We start from the raw sequence: 21934 nt of genomic DNA, 5'->3' as shown, positions 1-21934 counted from the left end.
TATGAATATTTAAGGAGGTAGGCTGACTTGCCTGACATCGACGCCGGTTCCGATATCCCAGAAGAGCATTCATCCGTATCACCGCTGCGCCCGATCCTGCTTCATTCCGAGCATCCCGCCATCCTGGCGCTGTCCGAAGCGGACAGCCGGTTGGCGCGCCTCATTCGCCTTGTGGGCGAACTGACGCTGACGCCGAGCGCCCAGCCTTTTGAGTCGCTGGCCATGTCGATTATTTCCCAGCAGCTTTCGGCCAAGGCGGCAGCCACGATCAAGGCCAGAGTCAAGCTGGCCGTGCCGGAATTTACGCCGGAGCAAGTGCTGGCGGCCGATGAGGCCGCCATTCGGCAATGCGGCGTGTCCTTTCCCAAGATCCGCTACATCCGCGATCTTAGCAGCAAAGTTATCGCCGGCGAACTGCGCCTCGACAACTTGCGCGAGCTCGACAACGAAGAGCTGCTCCGGCAGCTGACCGGCGTCAAGGGCATCGGCGTTTGGACGGCCGAGATGTTTATGATTTTCGCGCTCGGCCGGGCGGATGTCATGTCCGTCGGCGATGCCGGGCTCCAGCGCGCAGCCCGTTGGCTGCACCAGCTGGACGAGCGCAAGGACGGCAACTATTTGGGCCAAATCGCCCCGCAGTTTCGCTTCTCTGTACCTGTGGCAGGCGGTGGACCAAGGCTTCGTCGACTCCGGCCTGCCGATAGAGCAGCTGACTTGACGCTAGGCGGGTTCGGCCGCTGCAAGGCAGTGGTCGCCCGCTTCGTGCTGCGTCATGCTACTTCATGCTGCATCCAGGCTCCCGCAGCCTCGTCAGCCCGGCGTCTAGCATGCTAGCGCGGCTGTTTACTGCTAATGCTCCACGGCAGCTATACCCCTCATCATTGTCCCATATGCAATCTAACGGACACCGGAGACCCTATTAGCCTCTGTGTCCGTTAGCAGAGAATCTTTGCCTTATGTTTCATGCAGCGGAACCCGCAGCCCCCGCAAATACGTCTGCAGCAGCCTCCGCAAGCTCTCATCCCGCTCCAAATCCATCCGGAACCCGTTCTGTCCCTCCAGCGAGGCGAAGCCGTGCACCATACTGCGGAAGCCGCGCACCACATGCAGCGCGTCCTCTTCGCTCAATCCGTACGGCTCCAGGATGCGCAGCAGGAAAAGCACGACGTCCTGCCCCGCTTCCTTCAGCTCGGAATCCTCGTAATCGGGCAGCATTGAAATGGCTTCGTAGAGACCCGGATGCTTCCTGGCGAAATTGACGTAGGCGAAGCCCGCCGCCAGCAAGGCGCTGTCCTCCGCTTTGCCGATCACCGCTTCGACCATCGCAGCCTTAATGAGCAGCAGCCCGCGCCGGGAGAGCTGCTTCCGAAGATCGGGAAGCCCCTTGATATGATTATAAAGAGACGGTGTTTTCACGTTCAGCTTGGCGGCCAAAGCCGCCAAAGTCAGCCCTTCCACACCCGTCTCATCCGCTATTTCTACCGCTGCCTGCAGCACATTCGCTGCGTCCAGTCCTTGTCGCTGTGCCATAATCCCACTCTTCCTTTACTCTAAATGTTAGCTTTCTCCAGGCGAAACTTTCTAGCCGCTTCTTCAATAGCCCGGTCCATCACCGTAAGCGGCTGCTCAATCATTTTGCCGTGTCCCACCGCGAGGACCGAAGGCGCCAGCGCCCTCAGCTTCCGCGCACTGTCCAGCGACACCTCACGGTTCCAAGTCGCCAGCGCCGGGAAAGGGAACCACAGCTTCATCAGCCCGGACACCGCCACTCCGCCGCGAACTTGAAAGGCATCGCCCGCAACCAACGCACGGCTGCGCACATCAATGAAAGCCATCGAACCCGGCGTATGCCCCGGTGCGGCAACGGCTTGCAGCGAGCCGATCCGGTCGCCGTCCGCCAACAGCACATCCGGCTTCGTCCGGATTGCCTTCGGCACATCGCCCTTAATCGGCGATTGACCTTCCCCGGCTTCCAGCTCCTTGCTGCCCGCGAGCAGCTTCGCATCTCGGCGCGAGATGTGGACTTTCACCTGCGGAAGCTCCAGCTTCAACCGGTCCAACGCCCCGACATGATCTCCATGCGCATGGGTAAGCACGATGCGGGTGATAGGCTTGCCGATGCGCCGAGATGCCTCAAGAATGCCTTTGACACTGAATGGCAGCGCCGCATCGATGAGCGTCAGCTCACTCTCCTCTTCCACCAAATAACAATTCACTGGGAAAAAATTAGGCATGAAAGCCACCTGATATAAAAACCCGATTTGTGTTAATTTCATCTTCGAACGCCTCCCGTTTACTATTTATATTAGTATAATAACTAATTACATTAGTTTTGTAAAGGGGGATTGCTCCCAACCCTCAATTATTTTTTCCGTTATGGTAAAATAAAGCTATCTCTACTTCTAATCTTGCTAAAGTGAGGATTCCTTATGAATACTGAAACGTTAGAACTTTTCCGGACATTGACCGAGCTTCAGGCAGCGCCTGGCTTCGAGCGTGAAATACGCAGCTTCGTCCGCGGGGAAATGGCCAAATACACGGACGAATTCGTCCAAGACGGCCTCGGCAGTCTATTCGGCGTCCTGCGCGGCGATGAGGCCGGTCCGCGGATTATGGTGGCCGGCCATTTCGACGAAGTCGGCTTCATGGTGAGCGGCATCACCGAGCACGGTACGATCAAATTCCAGCCCCTTGGCGGCTGGTTCAGCCAAGTGCTGCCCGCGCAGCGCGTGCAGATCATGACCGCGCAGGGACCGGTCACCGGCGTGATCGGCTCGGTGCCCGTGCACTTGCTGGACGAGGCGGCACGCAGCAAGCCCGCAGACATCAAGACGATGTACATTGACATCGGCGCGGAAGACAAAGCCGATGTGCAGCGCATCGGCGTCAAGCTCGGGCAGCAGATCGTGCCGATCTGCCCGTTCACGCCCTTGGCCAATCCGAAACGGATTATGGCCAAGGCATGGGACAATCGCTACGGCGTCGGCCTGGCGATTGAACTGATGAAGGAGCTTCACGGCGGGCCGAAGCTCCCGAATGTGCTGTACGCCGGCGCGACCGTACAGGAAGAAGTCGGCGTGCGCGGCGGACGCACGGCCGCGAACCTCATCCAGCCCGACTTGTTCTACGCGCTGGATTGCAGTGCCGCCGGGGATATGACCGGCGACCGCAGCGCCTACGGGCAGCTCGGGCGCGGGGCGCTGCTGCGCATCTTCGATCCGACGATGATTACCCATCGCGGGATGGTCGAGTTCATTCTGGATACGGCGGAGACGCATCAGATTCCGTATCAGTATTTTATCTCCGGCGGAGGCACCGACGCCGGACTCGTGCATGTGTCTGGTACGGGCGTTCCGTCAGCAGTCATCGGCGTCTGCGCGCGCTACATTCATACGTCCGCATCGATTCTGCACGTAGACGACTACGCCGCTGCCAAGGAGCTTCTCATCAAGTTAGTGCGAGCGAGCGACCGCACAACATTGAATACCATTCATGCTCAAGCGTAACCATGAAATACAGCCCGCCGGTTGGCGGGCTTTTTTACGTGTTTGGCAATCGCCTCGTAATGTTTATATACAAATGTAGAACTTATGTTCCAATATATGGTATAATTAGTAGAATCATAGGCCGTAAGAAAGAAGGAAGAGCATGACGTACATTATTCGACAAGCAACAACCCAGGATACCGAGGAGATCAGCAGCTTCGTCTCCCAGCGAACGGGCAAGCTGATTTCACCGTTACACATCGAGAACCGGCTGCATTTCATGCGCGAGAACCCCGATGAATCTCTTTATGTATATGAAGAGGAGAACCGGATTCTGGGCACGCTGGGGTTTCGCATTCGCCATTCTGAGGATGACATTATTAAATTCAGCGAAATCTCCGTCATATCCATAGAGGAAGATGAATCGAACAGTCCGCAGGCAGCCGGTAACAAGCTGAAGAGTTATGCCGAGCAGCTTGCTCTGAAGCACGCCTGCTCGGGCATGTGGTGGATCACTGGCGCAGAGAACCATACCGACAACCGGAAAGTATGCGGCTTTCACGAAACGGGGTATCGCTTCGTTAAGAGATTCCTCTAGCAGCCGCAGCAGTACCATCAATATTTAAGGGGTGAATGCCATGTCAACCGGATTAAACTCAGGCCCCTTCCCTACGGATGGCACCGGAGGCCTTTTTATACTTATTTTTACGATTCTGTGCGTGCTGATTGGCGGCTTCATCATCGTCCTGATCATCAAGGGTGTCCTGCAATGGTCCGCTAATAACGCTTCCCCGATCGAAAGCCTCAGCTGCAAAGTCGTAGCCAGGCGCATGCATGTCAGCGGAGGTTCTGGTGATTCCAGTACGAATACGCGCTATTACGCGACATTCGAATTCGAAGACCGGAGGCGGTTGGAGCTGCGCGTAGGGCGCGACCAATTCGGTTATATCGTCGAAGGAGATCAGGGCATACTGATGTATCAGGGAACCCGGTTCAAAAGCTTTACACGCAATTTATCCCATCTATCCTAAGGAGGATACGTTCATGACTTACAAATTCGAGACCGCCGAAAGTTTGGCCTGGGTCGCGAAGGTACGGGATTTCTGCCGGCAGCTGCCCGAAGTCGAAGAGAAAGTAGACGGCTTCGGCCATATCACCTTTCGGGTGAAGGATAAACCGTTCATCATGATGGGCGAATCGGACGGACAGCCCTCGACAGCCATCAAAACCCAGATGACGACTCAAGAGTTCCTCCTCCAGCAAGAGGACACCGCTTATCGCAGAACCCCCTATATCGGCCAGCACGGATGGGTTTCCTTCATCGGTACGGACCGGGTACCTTGGGAGGAAATAACGGATCTCATCAGAGAGGGCTATGCCCGAACCGCTCCGAAGAAGCTGCTTGCGCTGCTCCAGGCCAAAGGCACGTAACCAAACCACTAAAAACCATGTAATCGAGAGATTTTTGAAGAATACGTCCAAAAAGTCAGCATAAATCACTTTTTATCGAATATTCTGAATATTTACAAAATTTTAATAATGGGCTATATTGGTATCAGGCTCACTTGACGGACAAGCCTTACAGCGGTAAGGACTCCCGAAAGCAGCCGGCACTCTCTGAGAGAGGGGATAGTCCAATGGACAACGTTAGCGAAACATGCCCACTTTATCTTCAAGCGACGGGAGAAAAGGTGCGGGAACGGGTAACGTTCATCGGGCATGTGGGAATCCAGAGACGGTAAATGTGCTACGCGTTTATTCCGAGGAAAGGATTCGTAATCACCTAGTCGTAATTTGCAACGTCAGTTGGTTGATTGGAGTGTGTGAAAGAACAATTGAATACTTTTAGCGAAACTTAGAAACCTCCGGTTATCATCGATAAGCGGAGGTTTCTATTTGTTCTTGTGCTGACAGCCGAACCGTGAACGACGTCTTCCCGGAATCGCTCTCCGCAGCTATTGTCCCGCTATGCATGTCGATAATTTTCTTCACGATCGACAGCCCCAGCCCATTCCCGCCGGCAGCGCGGTTCCTGGATTTATCCGCTTTATAGAAGCGTTCGAAAATGTGCGGCAAATCCTCCTCCGAGATAGGCTCCCCGTTGTTGGAGATTCGGATGACGGCCTCCTGGCCGTTACCCGCAGCATGGACGCTGATTGTGCCATTCGGCGGCGCGAATTTGACGGCATTATGAATCAAATTCGTCCATACTTGACTGAGCAAATCCTCATCGGCCGTTACGGTGACCGGCTCCAGCTCGATGTCCATATCGATATGCTTCTCCACCCATTGCGGCTCGCAAGCCAAAATATGACTGCGGATCTGCTTATCCAGCCGGTAGCTCTTCGGCTCGAAAGGGTGGTGCTGAGACTCCAGCGACGACAGTTTCAGCAGGTTATCGCTTAGCTTGGAGAGGCGTGTGCTCTCCGCTTCAATGATCTCCAAATAATGCTTGCGTTCCTCCTGCGTTAACCGCTCATTCTGCAATGCGCGGGAGAATCCGCTTATCGAGGTGAGAGGCGATTGTATTTCATGGGAAACGTTCGAAATGAATTCCTGCCTCATTCGCTCCAGCTGCCCTAACTCTACGGCCATGTTGTTGATGGAATCGACCAGCTCGACGAAAGGCCCGTTGTGCGGATTATTGTCTACGGACACATTGAAATTCCCCCTGGACATGCTCTGGATGGCGGCAATCATCGTTTGAAAGAACTTCATCTGCTCACTGCGGAAAAAGCGCCCCAAGCAAGCCATCGTGAAGCCCCATAGCACCATGCCGCCGACACAATTAATCAGCTGCGCGACGACTTCAGGAGGACGTTTCTTCAAGTAGTCATACAGCCACCCGGTCCCATAAAAAGCTCCCAACCAATACAAGATGATGAGCAGAATGATGCCGAACGTGAAAAGCGTATTGCGAACCCGCTGCCGGCGGGTCATGTTGCTTCGTGCGGACTTCCCCCGCCTTCTGCTCATGGTCGCAGCACCTCCATCCGGTAGCCGAGCCCGCGGATCGTCGCAATGCGAAAGGCATGAGCCTCCTCCGGAAAACGTTCCCGCAGCCGGTTGATATGGACATCGACGGTGCGCTCGTTGCCCTCATAGTCGAACCCCCAGATCTGCTCGATGAGCTGGTCCCGCGAAAAGGTTTTGCCCGGATAACTCGCAAGCTTGTAGAGCAGCTCGAATTCCTTAAGCGGCAGCGTTATGCTCTCCGAGCCTGCGGTGACTTCGTACGTTTTGCGGTTCATGGTGAGGTCTCCGACTTGAACCGTTTGGGACGAAGCGATTTTGTAGCGCTTCAGCAGCGCTTTCACCCGCATGGCGAGCTCAACAGGCTCGAAGGGCTTGACGAGATAATCGTCAGTGCCCAGCTCGAAGCCCTTGACCTTCTGCGCCGTCTCCCCTTTGGCGGTGAGCATGAGCAGCGGGATGTCATAGTGCTCGCGGAGCTCCTTGCACAGCTCCCAACCGTCCATATTCGGCATCATGATATCCATGATCACCATGTCCGCCTGGACGGTTTCCAGCTGCTTGAGCGCTTCTTCGCCGTCAGAGGCTTCCACGACATCGAAGCCCTCGTTCAGCATGAACACGCGAACCAACTCGCGAATATAAGGATCATCGTCTACGATGAGAATTGTAGCCATCTTGTACCACTCCCTTGTATTTGCCGCGCTTCTCTATGGGCATAATATCACCAATTATCGTCATCGCTACATACCGAAACATGAGGCCGGCGAATTTTAGTAATTCATAAGATGAAAGTAGCTTAAGCGATTTTTATAAACTGAATGTAAACCATGAGGGAGATTTCGAGAATGTAAAGGCTTTTTTTGGAAAAATATTTATGATACATTTTGGAGAAAGTATCGTTTCTGGGGGGACCGCACCGTATGCTACATGATACATATGCCGAGTTTTCCAGTTTAGAGAGCGCCGAGGCCGAGGCTGCTTATCAGCAAGAGGTGCATGCCGAGGGTTATGCCGGTTTCCGCCGTCTGCTTGACGGCCTGACCGAAGCTATCAAAGCTGCCTCCGACAGGGACATCCCTGAGCTGGAGAAGGTACTGGCCAAAGCTGCCCGCCTGTTTCCGGAGCCGGTTCGGTTCAGCCCGTCGTGGGAATGCATCTGGGCGGAGCTGGGCGCCAATCTGGCCGCGAAGAAGCATGTTCTCTCTTCCATCGCTGCGAATGAGCGAACAGGCGAATGGCAGGTCATTATGGACAACCCGAATGTCGTGCGGGAAGTCGTTTGTTATCCGGGTCTGGAGTTCCAAGATGCCGCATGGTTGTATGCTTATTTCCGCCCGCAGCTGGAGAAGTCGGAGTATATACGTCTGCAGAAGATCCAGACGGTCATTCAGGAGCTGGGCAGCTAGAGGGAAAATTGCCAAGAGGCCTGTCCCTTGCGGACAAGCTGTATTTTGACCGAAGTAGAACAAGAGATTGAAGGGAGTATCTATTTCAGACGCAGGAGAACTTGAATAGCTGCTCTGGTGTCCGTTAGCCAGAGCCTGCGCACCATTTTACCCCCGCCATACGACTGCCTATTTCAGCTTCGATTTCATCCACTCGCACCAATTCAGATCCGCATCCAATTTATGCAGCGCTTTGCGCAACAGCACGTAGTTGCCGAATAAAGGCTCATCCATCTCCAATTCCTCCAAAGGCTTCTCGCTTAGCTTGACGAGCTTCTCGAAGCTTTGCGTGTAATGCACTTTCCTCTTTATATAGTAGTCCTCGCGCTCAACGAGCATTTTCATCGCCTCAGCTTTGCTGACAAGACCGATGCAATACACCTTCAAGGCAAACTCATCGCGAGTCGCCGGTGCGTCAGTCGGCATGCCGATCCATTCCTGAAGTGCCTTTAGACCCGTGTCGGTCAAAGAATATACCTTCTTGTCCGGTTTATCGGATTGGGGCACATGAACAAACTCAACACACCCCTTCTGCTCGAGCTGAGCGAGAAGCGGATAAATTTGACTGTGTTTCGCGGGCCAGAAAGGCTGTATGTGCTGCATGAGCTCATAGCCGGTTCGGGAGTTTTTGGATAACAGGCTTAGCAAGCCATAAGAAAGGGTATTCATACGAAACTCCTTGTTATGTCATAATTGACATATGTCTACTTTGGTAGTATGATGATTTTCATTCAAAATTATAGAGAATCCGGCGAATAAGTTCAATCATAGACATTCAATGGATGGAGTGGAGGATGAAAGTGAGCAAGGACGATTTGCAGCAAGTCCGTTTCTGGCCAATCATGATTGCTATCTTCTTCGGATCGTTCGTTTCGATCCTGAGTATGAGCACCATTAATATTGCTATACCCATTCTTAGCGAGCATTTCCATAGTGATTTGAGCAAAATCCAGTGGACGATCACAGGCTTCATGCTTGCCAGCGGTACGATCGCGCCGATCACCGGTTACTTGGGCGAGAGGTTCAGTTATAAGCGGCTGTACGCTCTGGCGCTCGTCGGTTTCACCGTCTTTTCGTTGTTATGCGCGATTGCGTGGGATGCCCCGTCACTCATCGCTTTCCGTATTATTCAAGGGGCTTTCAGCGGTCTCATCATGCCGGCGACGATGACTATCGTGTACCAAGTGATTCCGCGCGAGAAGCAGCCGATTGCGATTTCCCTATGGTCCCTGTCCGCCATGATGGCCCCTGCCATCGGCCCTACGCTTAGCGGCTGGCTTCTCCAGAACTGGAGCTGGCACTGGCTGTTCCTGTTAAATGTTCCTGTCGGCCTTATTGCTACTTATCTCGTTATCCGATTGATTCCGTTCTACCGTCTTTCCGTACCGAAGAGGTTCGACGCCATCGGCTTAATCACCGTTGTGATCGGCAGTCTTACCTTGCTTGTCGCGTTCTCCGAAGGCCATGCCTGGGGCTGGACTTCCGGCCGTATTATCGGGCTGTTCGCAACAGGCGTCGTCGTGCTCGGACTTTTCATCTGGAGAGAGCTGCGCGCGGAAACCCCGTTGTTGAACGTTCGCGTTCTGACGAATGCGCGTTTCTCGCTGACGCTGATTATTTCCAGTATCGTTACGATCAGCTTATACTCGGGTACGTTCCTAACCCCTATTTTCCTGCAAAATATTCAACATGTTACGCCGCTTGATACCGGCTTGATTCTGCTCCCGGCCTCCCTGGCTATGGCGCTGTGTATGCCGCTTGTCGGGAAATTGTACAGTGTGGTCGGTCCGCGCATCCTGATCTTCGTAGGGATCGCCCTTATCGCCGTAGGTACGCTAACGCTTAGCTGGCTTAGCGTCGACGTCTCCCGCGGCTACATCCTGTTCTGGATGATCGTGCGGAATGTCGGGATCGCCTTCGCCACGATGCCTGCCAGCAATGCGGGTATGGAACAAATTCCGCGGACGCTGTCCGGCCATGCCACTTCCATGAGCAACTGGGTGCGCAACGTGTTCGGCTCTTTCGCCATCGCCTTGTTCACCTCGGTGCTGGCGGCCCAATCGACGAAACACGCCACGGATCTTGCCGCCGGCGGGATTCAAGATAAAGCGGTCATCGGGATGCAATCCTTCACAATGAGCGTCAATGACGTGTATTTGCTCGCTACTTTCATCGTGCTGGTCGCTCTGCCGCTGAGTTTGTTCGTCGGCAAACGCTCGGCCGAGAAGGAAGCTTCCGCTCCCGCTGCAGTTGCAGTCAAAGCTGAAATTGCCAAATAATAAGGACGGTTGCGTATTACAAATACCATTACCATTGCCTCTGCCTAGGCTGCACATTCAGCCGGGAAGGGGCTTTTCTTTTTTCTCAGCAATTGCTCAGCGAAGCTTCAGATGCTTTTCAGCGATAGCCTCTATACTCCCTTTATATAATAAACTAATTGGAAAAAGGCGGGGGCATATGAAGAGAACGCGACAACTGCATTTATGGATCGGGATGATCTGCTCGGTATTTATTCTCATTCAATCGGTAACGGGGTTACTGTTATCCGAGAAGTGGTTAACCGGCGCTTCCGAGGGACCGCCTCAGGGCATGATGCAAACTATGAATGCCGGAAATCAGGCTGGACTAGCCCAGGGGCAGAACCAAAACCAAGATCAGTCTCAGGGACAAGGGACATCGCAAGGTCAGACGCAGGGTCAAATGCAGGGTCAAATGCAAGGTCAACGGCCGTTTCCTGGCGGCGGTGCCGGTCCGGGAGGACAGGCCGGGGTTACCGGTTTCATTAAGAACCTGCACGAAGGCAGAATCGGCAATACGAATGTGAAGTGGCTTGTCGATCTCACCGCGATCAGTATGATCGTCCTCACTGTCACAGGGATCACCCTGTCGATCAAAACCCTTCGGGCACAAAGCATGCAAAGAAAAAGACGCCGATCCGCGGCACAAGAAGCTTAATCATCTGCATCGCCGTCAGGGCGCTTACTTACACAAAAAGCCTTCAACCAAGGAACCATTTCCTCTGGTTGAAGGCTTTACTACTTATCCCAGCACTACGCGGTCATCCGACAGCTTGCTGCCGCTGATTTGTTCGAATTCCCCGAGCAGCTGCTCGACGGTCAAGTTCTTCTTCCGTTCTTCGCTCACATCCAGAATGATGCGGCCCTTATCCATCATGATCAGGCGGTTGCCGAGCCTGATCGCCTGCTCCATGTTATGCGTGACCATCAGCGTGGTCAGCTTCATCTCGCGCACGATCTCCTCGGTCAATCGTGTAATCAGCTCCGCCCGCGCAGGATCCAGCGCGGCGGTATGCTCGTCCAACAGCAGAATCTGCGGCTGCGTGAACGTAGCCATCAGCAAGCTGAGGGCTTGCCGCTCTCCCCCGGAGAGCAGGCCGACCTTGGCGCGCAGACGGCCCTCCAGGCCGATGCCGAGACGCTGCAGCTGCTCCAGGAACACCGCACGGCGGCGCGCTCCCGTGCCGAAGCTTAGCCCGCGCTTCTTCCCGCGGGTATAGGCCATGGCGAGATTCTCCTCGATGGTCATACGAGGGGCTGTCCCCGCCATGGGATCTTGGAAGACGCGGCCGATCCAACGGCTGCGCTCGTACTCCGGCAAATGGTGGATCTTCTCACCATTGATCGCCACTTCACCGGCATCGGGCGTCATCACGCCGGAGATGATGTTCATCAGCGTCGATTTGCCGGCGCCGTTACTGCCGATGACCGTGACGAAGTCGCCGGGCTTCAAGGTTAAGTTGATGCCGATCAGCGCAATTTTCTCATCGGCGGAACCCGGGTTAAACAGCTTGGATACATTGGAAAGCTGAAGCATCAGCGGCCACCTCCCTTGTTCAATTGCACGGCCCGCGCCGTCAGTTCAGCCGAACGCCGCTTGGCGGTTGCTTTCTGGCGGATGGAACGCTGCACCGATGGCAGGACTAGCGCGATGATAACGATGATCGCCGTAATCAGCTTTAAGTCGGAAGCGTCGAGCCACTCCACGCGCAGCGCCAACGCTACGACGATTCTGTACACAATCGAGCCCAGAACAGCGGCCAGCGTCGCCCGGAATACGGACCTAGCACCGAAGATCGCTTCCCCGATAATGACGGAAGCCAGACCGATGACGATCATCCCGATTCCCATGGAGATGTCCGCAAATCCGGAATGCTGGGCAATCAGCGCGCCGGACAAAGCCACTAAACCGTTCGACAAGCTAATGCCCAGAATGGTCGTATTATCCGTATTCGCCCCGAAACTGCGAATCATCCGGGCATTATCCCCCGTCGCTCGCAGGGATAGTCCCAGATCCGTGTGCAGGAAGCCGTCCAACAGCAGCTTGAACAGAATGACAACGATGAAACCGACGGCAATAGGAGAAATCGACGTGAACATCGTGTCCGCACCCAGCAGCGAAATGTTCGGTTTCCCCATAATCCGCATATTAATGGAATAGAGCGCGATCATCATCAAAATACCGGATAAAAGTCCGTTAACTTTCCCTTTGGTATGCAGCAAGCCCGTACAAGCACCGGCAGCAAGGCCGCCGGCAAAGGCCGCCACGCAAGCCAGCAGCGGCGAGTATCCGTTAGCAATCATAATGGCAGCTATTGCGCCGCCGGTTGTAAAGCTCCCGTCCACCGTCAAATCAGGGAAGTCGAGAATTCGGAATGTAATATAAACGCCCAGCGCCATCAACGCATAGAGAAGCCCCAGCTCAACGGCGCCGTTCATGGATTCCATCATAGGTGAACAACCTCCTTATTATTTTCACAGATGCGTCCGACGAGAGAAAAAAAGGGCGGACGAAAGTGTCGTCCACCCCTCTTATCCTATCCATTACTGAATGATGTTTTTCTCTTTGTCTTTGACGGCATTTTTCATGGCATCCGTCACTTCGATACCTTGCGCTTTAGCCGCTTTCAGGTTCAGGATCAAATCCAGCTTGTCTGGAACCGTCACTTTCATGTCGGCAGGCTTTTTGCCGTTTTTCAAAATTTCGACAGCCATTTGCCCTACTTGGTAGCCGTGATCGTAATATTTGAAGCCAACCGTTGCGAATGCTCCTTTTTCCACGGTATCGCGGTCACTGGAGAAGAACGGAATTTTCTTTTCGTTGGCCACTTGAATGATGCCGTCCACACCGCTAACAACGGTGTTGTCCAGCGTGATCAAGAACGCGTCCGCACGTCCTACAAGCGATTGAGCGGCTTGCTTCACTTCGGATGTATTGGTTACTGGCGCTTTCACCAGTTTAATGTTATGCTTCGTCAGCGCTTCCTCTGCATTTTTGGCCATAATTACTGCGTTCGGCTCGCCTTCGTTGATGACAAGACCAACCGTTTTCACCTTCGGCATGTTAGCTGCTACGAAATCCATCAATTGAGCGACAGCCATCGGGTTCGTATCCGATGCTCCGGAAACCGTACCTCCCGGTTTATCTACATTCGTGACGATCTTCGCTGCCAGCGGATCCGTTACGGCTGCGAAAAGGATCGGGGCTTTCTTCACTTGCTGTACGACCGCTTGAGCGGATGGCGTAGCGATTCCAAGCACCAAATCATTGTCAGCGGAAGCGATCTTTTGCGCGATGGACAAGTTGTTCGTTTGATCGCCTTGCGCGTTATTAAAGTCGACTTTCAAATTCGTGCCTTCCACGATACCGGCATCTTTCAGCGCGGCCAGGAAGCCTTGGCGAGTAGCATCCAACGAAGGGTGCTCGACGATTTGTGAAATTGCTACTTTGTACGTCTTCGATGCGGCTGCCGTCGCTGCCGGAGCTGCTGATGCGCCTCCTGCCGCCGGCGTTGTTGCCGCCTTTTGGCCACAACCGGCCACGACCATAAGAGCTGCTGATAATACAAGTGATGCAAGTGCTTTCTTTTTCAACCTCATTACCCCTCTCTTTTGTACCCATTTGGCCAGCTTGAACCCGTCGTCCACTCATCACTTTAACGCTTTTGTTCATCAAAGTGCCGTGGTATACCGATATAGGCCAAGCCCATTTTCTAATTAACCACAGTTTAATTGGTACGCGTGTTTCCGTCAATTGTTTTATGCACCATGTCATAATTTGGCGCAGTCTTTCCGCTATCCCTATTTATAAAAGCCGCGAAGCAGCTCGTCCATCACCCGGTTCGTCCGCGCCCCCGTAACGCCGGTACTCGGGCTTGTGCCCAGACCTCTCAGCTCGTCCACAACCATCCCGATCAGAGGCTGCTGTACATGCGCCGGATTCGGAATCGTATATGTCTGCACTTCGCCGTCCGCCGTCTCCACGCGAAGATCGTCGCCGAATGTCGAGAACGCCACTTTCCCGCGGGAACCTACAATCTCGTTCACATCGCTGCGCTTGTAGCTGTTGAAGCTCCAAATGCCCGTGCCCATCACGCCGGACTCGAACGCGTAGGCGGTTGTTACGATATCCTCCACTTGTTGCTGTCCGCTCTGATTTTTGGCAAAGCCCTTCACTTCGCCTATCGGTCCGAGCAAATAATCCAGAATATCGAGCGTATGGCTGGCCAAATCCACGAACAGACCGCCTCCCGACAGCTCGGGCTGAATGCGCCACGGGAGCTCTTGCCCCGCGTCCTCTCGCAGCATCTGGAGATAGGTCGTATGGATGAAGCGGATCTCGCCTATAACGCCGCTGTCCAGCAGGCTTTTGATCTGCAGAAACTTTGGCAGCCCCCTGCGGTAATAAGCCACGAATAACGGCACACCCGCTGCTTCGCAAACGGCGATCATTTCGAGGCACTCCTCATGATTACGGGCCATCGGCTTCTCGACATAGACCGGCTTTCCCGCTTTCGCTGCCATCACGGCATAATCCCGATGGAAACCAGGAGGCGTCGCCACGTAAACTGCGTTCACATCAGGATCATTCACCAACGCTTCCGCATCGTCGTACCATTTGGCTACCCCGTGCCTTCTGGCATAGTCCTCCGCTAACGCGCCATTGCGCCGCATAACGGCAACAAGCTCAGACCCGTTCACTTTCTGAAAAGCAGGCCCGCTTTTCACTTCCGTCACGTCGCCGCAGCCGATAATCCCCCATCGAACCTTATCCATACACCGATTCCCTCCAGCTCTATGCAATTTGTTACTTCATAACATTCGACACACGCGCCTCTCCTCCTCCGAACCTATTTCAATTGGTACAAAAGATATCGCTGCAATTGGCACTATGTCTATCCCGCCCATGTTGCTATAATGTCGGAAAATCTAACGAAACAGGTGAGCCAACGCATGTATGTCCCTGCCCATTTCGAAATACAGGATGTTCGTCTGATGTACGATATCATGGAACAAAACGGCTTCGCCACGCTGGTCTCCCAGCATCAAGGCCGTCCGTTCGCTACGCATCTCCCCCTTACGCTCGATAGGGAGAACGGCTGTCTTCTCGGCCACTTCGCGCGTCCTAACCCGCAATGGACCGATCTGGAGGGTCAGGAGGCGCTCGTTATTTTCCAAGGACCTCATTGCTACATCTCCCCTTCCTGGTACGAGACCGGCACCTCGGTTCCAACGTGGAACTATGTAGCTGTCCATGTCTATGGGCGGGTCCAGATGGTTCATGACACCGAAGAAACCCTCTCTGCCATGCAGGACTTGGTCGTCAAATACGAGGCGTCCGATAGCCCGTATAAGCTGGCCGACGTGGACGCCGCCTATTTGGCCGGGTTAAGCAAGGGGGTTCAAGGCTTCCGGATCGGCATCACCCGCATGGAAGGCAAGGCGAAGCTGAGCCAAAACCATCCTGCCAAGCGTCAGGAGCTCGTCATTCAACGGTTGGAGCAGCTTAACCGGGAAAATGAGAATCAGATCGCGGCGCTGATGAGGCAGAACTTTGCGGCTCGCGGCGGACAGTGAGACTGGCGGGAGGATGTGGGTTGCGACGGATAGGGAGGCTAGCGGGGCATGCGCAGATTGTGACGGACAGTGAGGCTGGCGGGAGGATGTGGGTTGCGACGGACAGGGAGGCTGGCAGAGCATGCGGGTTGCCTGCAGAGCGGTGCCCGCTCCGGTTGAGACTCTCCGTTGAGGAGCTCCTCGAGCCGTGGCGTAACTGGAATTTCTCCCGTTATTTCGGCGGTTATTGGCCCAGTTGTGCGAATAGAGGGAATTCCTCCCGTTATTTCATCCACTTTTCGCGTAAAGACAGCAAGTTGAGGGAAATTAACAGGAGTTTTTCCTGTTATCCATCGTTTGTGGATCGATAAGACTTCATTTAACAGGAGAAATTCCCGTTATGAGCGAGACTCTTGTTGAGGGAGGCCTGCTCCGGTATAGGTGAGACTCTTGTCGAGGGATGCCCGCTCCCTGTATGAGACTCTCCTTGAGGAGGGCCGCTTTCTTATCCTCGGGCCGTGGCGTAACTGGAATTTCTCCCGTTATTTCCGAGGTTATTGGCCCAGTTGCGCGAATAGAGGGAATTCCTCCCGTTATTTCATCCACTTTTCGCGAAATGACAGCAAGTTGAGGGAGATTAACGGGAGTTTTTCCTGTTATCCATCGTTTGGGTGTTCATCAGCTGCATTTAACAGGAGAATTTCCCGTTATGGGCGAGACTCTTGTCGAGGGATGCTTGCTCCCTGTATGAGACTCTCATTGAGGAGGGCTGTTTTCTTATCCTCGGGCCGTGGCGTAACTGGAATTTCTCCCGTTATTTCCGAGGTTATTGGCCCAGTTGTGCGAATAGAGGGAATTCCTCCCGTTATTTCATCCACTTTTCGCGAAAAGACAGCAAGTTGGGGGAAATTAACAGGAGTTTTTCCTGTTATCCATCGTTTGTGGATCGATCAGACTTCATTTAACAGGAGAAATCCCCGTTATGAGCGAGACTTTCGTTAAGGCAGCCCCACCTGCCTCATCACGCCTCCAACAAAAAAGTGGCCGAACAGATCAACTGTCCAGCCACTCTATCCACCCCAAAAACCATGCCTCCCGCAGCGCTAATGAATCTCGCGCTGCAGCGACCCCGCGGCAGCGGGTCCCTTGCCTGCCTCAGCCAACACAGGCGAAGCGTCCGCAGCCAGCTGCTCCTGAATCTGCAGCTGCTGCGTGGCGAACTCGCGATACATCTCATGCGTCTCCAGCAGCTCCTGATGGGTACCGCTTCCTGTGACGACGCCTTTGTCCAGGAAGATGATCTGGTCGGCATCGACGACCGTCGAGAGGCGGTGCGCGATGACGAGCGTCGTACGTCCCTGCATGAGGTTCTGCAGCGCTTGCTGCACGACAACCTCGGACTTGCTGTCCAGACTCGATGTCGCTTCGTCGAGCATAAGAATTTTCGGATCGCGCAGCAAAGCCCGCGCAATCGCAATCCGCTGCCGCTGTCCGCCCGACAGCTTGATGCCGCGCTCGCCGACCTCGGTGTCATACTGCTGCGGCAGCTCCTCAATGAACGCGTCCGCATAAGCCATCTGCGAAGCCTGCTTGATCTCCTCCAGCGTCACTTCCCGCTGCAGGCCGTAGCACAGATTATCCCGAATCGTACCCGCGATAAGCGGACTTTCCTGGGATACGTACCCGATCTGACTCCGCCAGGAGACGAGTGAGAACCGGTCAATGGCATCCGCGCCTAACGTGATGGAGCCCGCCTGCGGCGAATAGAACCGTTCGAGCAGCGAGAATGTCGTCGTCTTCCCGCTTCCGCTCGGACCGACGATGGCCGTCACTTTGCCCGCTTCCATCGTGAAGGAGACATCTTTCAGCACGGACTCTCCCTCTTTGTAGCCGTAAGTGACTCCGTCGAAACGGATCGACTGTGAAGCATTCGTGACATTGGCGCCGGCATACGGATTCTCCTCTTCATAATCCAGCACCTTCAGGATCGTATCGGTCGCTCCCATCGCTTTTTGCGCTTGATTGAAGAATTGGGTGATTTGCGTAATCGGCATCACGATCTGGAATAAGTACAACATGAAAGCGACTAATTGACCCGCCGATATCGCCCCGGACGCCACACGCATCCCACCGTAACCGAACAGCACGACAAACAGCATGAGCATGACAAAGGTAACGAGCGGGGCCATCAGCGCTTGGATTTTGCCTTCGCGCAGGCCGAATTGGAACAGCTTTTGAATGCCGGAGCTGCCTTCTTTATACTCCACAGGCTCCGCGTTCGCCGCCTTCACCAAGCGGATCTCGGAGAGAACGCGATTCAGTACCGATGTGAAGCTGGCGGTCTCGGCCTGCATACCTTTGGAGATTTTGAACATTTGCCGCCCCAGCGGAAAGAGGATTAGGAAGGCGATCGGGAACACGCTGAACATAATGAGCGTCATTTTCCAATCCATATATAACAGTACGACGATTGAACCAACTATAGAAATAAGACCTGTAACAAAGCCTGACGTATGCTCGGCGATCAACCCTTTGATCACCGCAGTATCGTTCGTCATTCGGGAGATCGTATCCCCCGTTTGGTGATTGTCGTAGTAACCGACAGGCAGCACCAGCAGCTTCTTCCACAACCGGTCCCGAATGCCCGCCACGACTTTCTGCCCCGCATAATTCAGCAGATAGACGGAAACCCCGGATGCGACGGCCGAACCGACGAAGGCGACCGCCATACCGCCGATCTGCATCCAGTTCAAGGCGTCGATCGAGAAGCTGTCGACGACATTCTTCGTAAACAGCGGGATCACCAAACTCACCAACGTTGACATAATGCTTAATCCTAATGCTATGCTTAACAACAGCTTCGGAGGCTCAGCCTGCAGGATCAAGCGGAAAAACCCCCGCCAATTGCCCGCTCCCTGAGCCGCCGCGTTCCTTGCTTCTCTCACAGTTCATCTACTCCTTTACCCGACCGGATATGGATCCGTCTCGTCTATATGTTCTTTTCAGTTTCTCTTGGCAAAAAGAACTATACACCTGTATTTTAAACGGAATATAAACAGGATCGAATCGGTCCGGCGATGTAGAGGAGTTAAAGGCTAAGTCTCCGTTGTGATCTGCCATACGATGCCGAACGGATCTTCCAGACGCCCGAACATCGTCCCCCAGAACATACGCTCGAACGGCATGATCACCCTGCCGCCCTCGGATAAAGCCGCGAAAATTCGGCGCCCCTCCGCTTCACTCGCAAATTCCAGCGACAAGTCCATGCCTTGTCCCCGGTTCACCGCGTCGGTGCCCGAGTCCGCCATGAAGAAACGAAGCCCTAACGCATGCAGCTCCAAATGCATCACACGGTTGCGGTCCGCCTCATCGGCACCCGGCATATCTGCGAACGTGCGCAGCGAAACGATTTCGCCGCCCAGCGCCTTGACGTAGAAATCCGCCTGCGCCCTAGCGCTGCTGCTGTATATATAGGGAGTCAGTTTTGCCATCGTAAAAATCCTCCTAAAGTTTCATTATATTTTCCTCAATGTACTCAAAATATAGGATATCCGTAAAGGCCTATCCCCAGACGACACGGTCTCTTCCTTGCTCTTTGGCCGCATAGAGCAGCATATCCGCCGCGGCTACAAGCTCCTCCGATTTCTGATCCTTCTTGCGAACTGTCGCGCCGAAGCTCATCGACACGCCAAACTTGTCATCGTCAGAGCCGAATTCAAGCTTCTTGAGCTCCGCGATGAACCGCTGCAGCAATGCGATGGCCGGCTGGCGGTCCGGTGTGAACAAAATAATCGTAAACTCCTCGCCTCCATAACGAAAAGCACGGCCCTGATCCTCCGGAATGACGGTTTCCAGTAGATGGCCGATCGCTATAAGGACCGCATCGCCGACTTGATGGCCATAGCGATCATTTATTTTTTTGAAATAATCGATATCGCACATCACAAGCGTAAAATGCTTGCGCTGCGTAATCGTTTCCCGGATTTGCTCCTGAAAGCTGCGATGATTGTAGAGTCCTGTGAGATAGTCCTTTTTCGCCAGATTCTCAAAGATCCCCTTCTCTACGAAATGCTTGCGCTCGCGGGCCACGATGATCCCGCCGATAACCCCGATCATGACGGTGAAGGCGAAATTAAATAAATGCCGCGGCAGATCGGCCGCCATGAATCCGCCGTCCACTACGAAAACGACCCCGATATAGCCGATGAGGACCATATACGTTGCCACCATAGCGCCTGTGAAGCTCCAGTAGAGCGAGGCGTGCAGAAGAATCAAATATGAAATCGGTTGCAATGGGCTTTTCGTACCGCCGGTCAGGGAGATAATCATGATGAAGGCGACGTAATCCATGACCACGCCTAGCCTTGTCATATAACGGTATAAAGCGGAATTAATCGGTGACCGGTGCAAAATATACTCCGTAACTCCCATATAACAAACGGCAACGGAAAAAAGGACGGCAAATAGAATGAGGTCCATCTTCCCGTGCTGATAATATTTCAGATATAAAAGCGTAGAGGTCGGTACGAAAAACCACCTTACACAACTATAGGCAATCTCTAAAATGTGGTCGGACCTTCTTGTTTTGAACATACTGCCTTCACTTCCCTGGAAATGGAGTCCTTCGTGACATGGAATTCTAGGACCGTTCCAGGAACTCCTTCATTAAGCAATCCAGCATAGATTTCCTGTCGTCGTCAGCACATCGTTCAATTTTGTTTTTTGCAGTTTCAATCTATACAATGGAAGGGTAAGACATCCTATAGCTAATCGACGAGGAGGTATTTCGATGAATACTTTTACATTCTATAATCCGACTACGCTTCATTTCGGACAAGGTCAATTGGAGAAGCTGACAACGGAGATTCCGAAGTATGGCAAAAACGTGCTCCTCGTGTACGGGGGCGGCAGCATCAAACAGAACGGCCTATACACCAAGGTAGTTCACATCTTGAAGGGATTGGATGCTGCGATTTTCGAGCTGCCCGGCGTCGAGCCCAATCCAAGATTATCGACTGTGCAGCGCGGGGTGGAGCTATGCCGCAGCCAGCAGATCGACCTGATTCTGGCCGTCGGCGGCGGCAGCGTCATCGACTGTGCCAAAGCGGTTGCCGTTGGCGCCAAGTATGAAGGGAACTTCTGGGATATCGTCACGCGCAAAGCATCCGCTACAGGTGCGCTTCCGCTCGGTACCGTGCTGACGATTGCCGCTACAGGCTCGGAAATGAACTCAGGCTCCGTCATTACAAACTGGGAGACCAAGGAGAAGCTCGGCTGGGGCAGCCCGTACGCATTCCCGAAGTTCTCCATTCTCGATCCGGCTCACACCGTTTCCCTGCCTGCCAACCAAACCGTCTACGGAATGGTCGACATCATGTCCCACGTGTTCGAGCAGTACTTCCATCATGGCACCAACACGCCGGTACAAGACGGCTTCTGCGAAACCATCCTGCGGACGGTCATCGATACGGCGCCTCGCTTGCTGGAAGACTTGACGGACCTGGAGCATCGCGGAACGATTCTATATACCGGCACGATGGCGCTCAACGGCACGCTCAGCATGGGCGTACGCGGCGATTGGGCGACGCATAATCTGGAGCATGCGGTATCCGCCGTTCACGATATCCCGCATGGCGGAGGTCTTGCGATCCTGTTCCCGAACTGGATGACCTACACGCTGGATGCCAACGAAGCGCGGTTCAAGCAGTTCGCGCAGCGTGTCTTCGGCGTCCAGGACGCCGGCAGAACGGACCGCCAGATCGCCGAGGAAGGCATCGCACAGCTTCGCGCGTTCTTCACCTCGATCGGCGCGCCAAGCCGGCTCGCGGATTACAATATCGATGACTCCACCATCGAGGAAATGGCCGATAAAGCGATGGTGTACGGTGATTTCGGCCACTTCAAGAAGCTGACGCGCGAAGATGTCGTCAACATTTACAAGATGTCGCTATAAAGTCGTTGCGCAAAGAGGGGCTATCCTCCAGCAGATTCATCTGCATGGGGATAGTCCCTCTGTTCTATGGGTATGAGCAACCGAATCCCTGCGTGCGCAACCACTTACACGCCTCCCAAAGGGAAATACAGTTCGCTATTCCCGCCAGTACCTCCCTATTCATGAGCCATATGGAAATACAGGGTCTTATTTGCCCCAAAGTTACTCAATTCCAGCCAAAAT

The 21934-nt window shown here is 54.0% G+C and carries 22 protein-coding genes; 10 read left to right on the top strand and 12 right to left on the bottom strand.

What is annotated here, in order from left to right:
* Positions 1–222 precede the first annotated feature (222 nt).
* On the top strand, positions 223–834 hold the full coding sequence (locus J2X61_RS25620) for a DNA-3-methyladenine glycosylase family protein (protein WP_310191827.1): 612 nt from the start codon (positions 223–225) through the stop codon (positions 832–834).
* 120 nt (positions 835–954) lie between these two features.
* On the opposite strand, the gene J2X61_RS25615 is transcribed toward J2X61_RS25620, so the two are convergent.
* Positions 955–1530: a TetR/AcrR family transcriptional regulator gene (locus tag J2X61_RS25615; RefSeq protein ID WP_274471805.1), complete on the bottom strand. Its 576-nt coding sequence runs from the start codon at positions 1528–1530 to the stop codon at positions 955–957.
* Between the two features lie 20 nt (positions 1531–1550).
* Positions 1551–2276, bottom strand: coding sequence for an MBL fold metallo-hydrolase (locus J2X61_RS25610; RefSeq protein ID WP_310191821.1), 726 nt, complete (start codon positions 2274–2276; stop codon positions 1551–1553).
* 153 nt (positions 2277–2429) lie between these two features.
* On the opposite strand from J2X61_RS25610, the gene J2X61_RS25605 reads away from it, so the two are divergent.
* From J2X61_RS25605 to J2X61_RS25590, 4 genes are all read left to right on the top strand, one after another.
* The gene (locus tag J2X61_RS25605) at positions 2430–3506 is read left to right on the top strand and encodes a M42 family metallopeptidase (protein ID WP_274471808.1); all 1077 of its coding nucleotides are present in this window, start codon (positions 2430–2432) and stop codon (positions 3504–3506) included.
* Positions 3507–3648: 142 nt separating this feature from the next.
* A complete protein-coding gene (locus J2X61_RS25600) occupies positions 3649–4083 on the top strand; it encodes a GNAT family N-acetyltransferase (RefSeq protein WP_310191818.1) in 435 nt (144 codons plus the stop codon).
* Positions 4084–4123: 40 nt separating this feature from the next.
* On the top strand, positions 4124–4516 hold the full coding sequence (locus tag J2X61_RS25595) for a DUF2500 domain-containing protein (RefSeq protein WP_310191816.1): 393 nt from the start codon (positions 4124–4126) through the stop codon (positions 4514–4516).
* A 13-nt stretch (positions 4517–4529) separates the two neighbouring features.
* Entirely contained in the window at positions 4530–4916 is a 387-nt protein-coding gene (locus J2X61_RS25590; RefSeq protein WP_310191813.1) for an MmcQ/YjbR family DNA-binding protein, read from the top strand.
* A gap of 441 nt (positions 4917–5357) precedes the next feature.
* Here the strand turns inward: J2X61_RS25590 and J2X61_RS25585 are convergent, their stop codons facing one another.
* Together J2X61_RS25585 and J2X61_RS25580 are read right to left on the bottom strand one after the other, a co-directional pair.
* Positions 5358–6461, bottom strand: coding sequence for a sensor histidine kinase (locus J2X61_RS25585; protein WP_310191811.1), 1104 nt, complete (start codon positions 6459–6461; stop codon positions 5358–5360).
* The gene (locus J2X61_RS25580; protein ID WP_274471812.1) at positions 6458–7135 is read right to left on the bottom strand and encodes a response regulator transcription factor; all 678 of its coding nucleotides are present in this window, start codon (positions 7133–7135) and stop codon (positions 6458–6460) included. Before J2X61_RS25580 ends, J2X61_RS25585 begins: the two co-directional genes overlap by 4 nt.
* Before the next feature lie 246 nt (positions 7136–7381).
* On the opposite strand from J2X61_RS25580, the gene J2X61_RS25575 reads away from it, so the two are divergent.
* Complete coding sequence (locus J2X61_RS25575) at positions 7382–7867, top strand: hypothetical protein (RefSeq protein ID WP_274471813.1); 486 nt, start codon at positions 7382–7384, stop codon at positions 7865–7867.
* 168 nt (positions 7868–8035) lie between these two features.
* On the opposite strand, the gene J2X61_RS25570 is transcribed toward J2X61_RS25575, so the two are convergent.
* Entirely contained in the window at positions 8036–8575 is a 540-nt protein-coding gene (locus tag J2X61_RS25570; RefSeq protein ID WP_274471814.1) for a PadR family transcriptional regulator, read from the bottom strand.
* A gap of 125 nt (positions 8576–8700) precedes the next feature.
* Between J2X61_RS25570 and J2X61_RS25565 the strand changes: the two genes are divergently transcribed.
* Both J2X61_RS25565 and J2X61_RS25560 read left to right on the top strand, forming a co-directional pair.
* A complete protein-coding gene (locus tag J2X61_RS25565; protein ID WP_274471815.1) occupies positions 8701–10185 on the top strand; it encodes a DHA2 family efflux MFS transporter permease subunit in 1485 nt (494 codons plus the stop codon).
* A 178-nt stretch (positions 10186–10363) separates the two neighbouring features.
* On the top strand, positions 10364–10861 hold the full coding sequence (locus J2X61_RS25560; protein WP_310191807.1) for a PepSY-associated TM helix domain-containing protein: 498 nt from the start codon (positions 10364–10366) through the stop codon (positions 10859–10861).
* 84 nt (positions 10862–10945) lie between these two features.
* Here the strand turns inward: J2X61_RS25560 and J2X61_RS25555 are convergent, their stop codons facing one another.
* The 4 genes from J2X61_RS25555 to J2X61_RS25540 form a co-directional block, all read right to left on the bottom strand.
* Positions 10946–11740, bottom strand: a complete 795-nt coding sequence (locus J2X61_RS25555; RefSeq protein ID WP_274471817.1) for an ABC transporter ATP-binding protein — start codon at positions 11738–11740, stop codon at positions 10946–10948.
* Positions 11740–12654, bottom strand: a complete 915-nt coding sequence (locus J2X61_RS25550; protein WP_274471818.1) for an ABC transporter permease — start codon at positions 12652–12654, stop codon at positions 11740–11742. Before J2X61_RS25550 ends, J2X61_RS25555 begins: the two co-directional genes overlap by 1 nt.
* A 93-nt stretch (positions 12655–12747) precedes the next feature.
* Positions 12748–13803, bottom strand: a complete 1056-nt coding sequence (locus J2X61_RS25545; RefSeq protein ID WP_396135499.1) for an ABC transporter substrate-binding protein — start codon at positions 13801–13803, stop codon at positions 12748–12750.
* Positions 13804–14004: 201 nt separating this feature from the next.
* Positions 14005–14979, bottom strand: coding sequence for a Gfo/Idh/MocA family protein (locus J2X61_RS25540; protein WP_310191803.1), 975 nt, complete (start codon positions 14977–14979; stop codon positions 14005–14007).
* A gap of 177 nt (positions 14980–15156) precedes the next feature.
* Here J2X61_RS25540 and J2X61_RS25535 point away from each other — a divergent pair, with 177 nt between their 5' ends.
* Entirely contained in the window at positions 15157–15780 is a 624-nt protein-coding gene (locus J2X61_RS25535; RefSeq protein WP_310191800.1) for an FMN-binding negative transcriptional regulator, read from the top strand.
* 1082 nt (positions 15781–16862) lie between these two features.
* Here the strand turns inward: J2X61_RS25535 and J2X61_RS25530 are convergent.
* The 3 genes from J2X61_RS25530 to J2X61_RS25520 all read right to left on the bottom strand — a co-directional run bounded on the left by J2X61_RS25530 (position 16863) and on the right by J2X61_RS25520 (position 20190).
* Positions 16863–18704, bottom strand: a complete 1842-nt coding sequence (locus tag J2X61_RS25530) for an ABC transporter ATP-binding protein (RefSeq protein WP_274471822.1) — start codon at positions 18702–18704, stop codon at positions 16863–16865.
* Positions 18705–18854: 150 nt separating this feature from the next.
* Entirely contained in the window at positions 18855–19250 is a 396-nt protein-coding gene (locus J2X61_RS25525) for a VOC family protein (protein WP_274471823.1), read from the bottom strand.
* A gap of 70 nt (positions 19251–19320) precedes the next feature.
* A complete protein-coding gene (locus J2X61_RS25520; protein ID WP_310191795.1) occupies positions 19321–20190 on the bottom strand; it encodes a GGDEF domain-containing protein in 870 nt (289 codons plus the stop codon).
* Positions 20191–20548: 358 nt separating this feature from the next.
* On the opposite strand from J2X61_RS25520, the gene J2X61_RS25515 reads away from it, so the two are divergent.
* Positions 20549–21712, top strand: coding sequence for an iron-containing alcohol dehydrogenase (locus J2X61_RS25515; RefSeq protein WP_310191792.1), 1164 nt, complete (start codon positions 20549–20551; stop codon positions 21710–21712).
* The last annotated feature ends 222 nt before the right edge of the window (positions 21713–21934 follow it).

Origin of the sequence: Bacillus sp. 3255, from assembly GCF_031456485.1 — a bacterium.
In the GTDB taxonomy this organism is placed as follows: domain Bacteria; phylum Bacillota; class Bacilli; order Paenibacillales; family NBRC-103111; genus Paenibacillus_E.
Note: the sequence above shows the minus strand (reverse complement) of the source record. Positions and strands in the feature narration are given on the sequence as shown.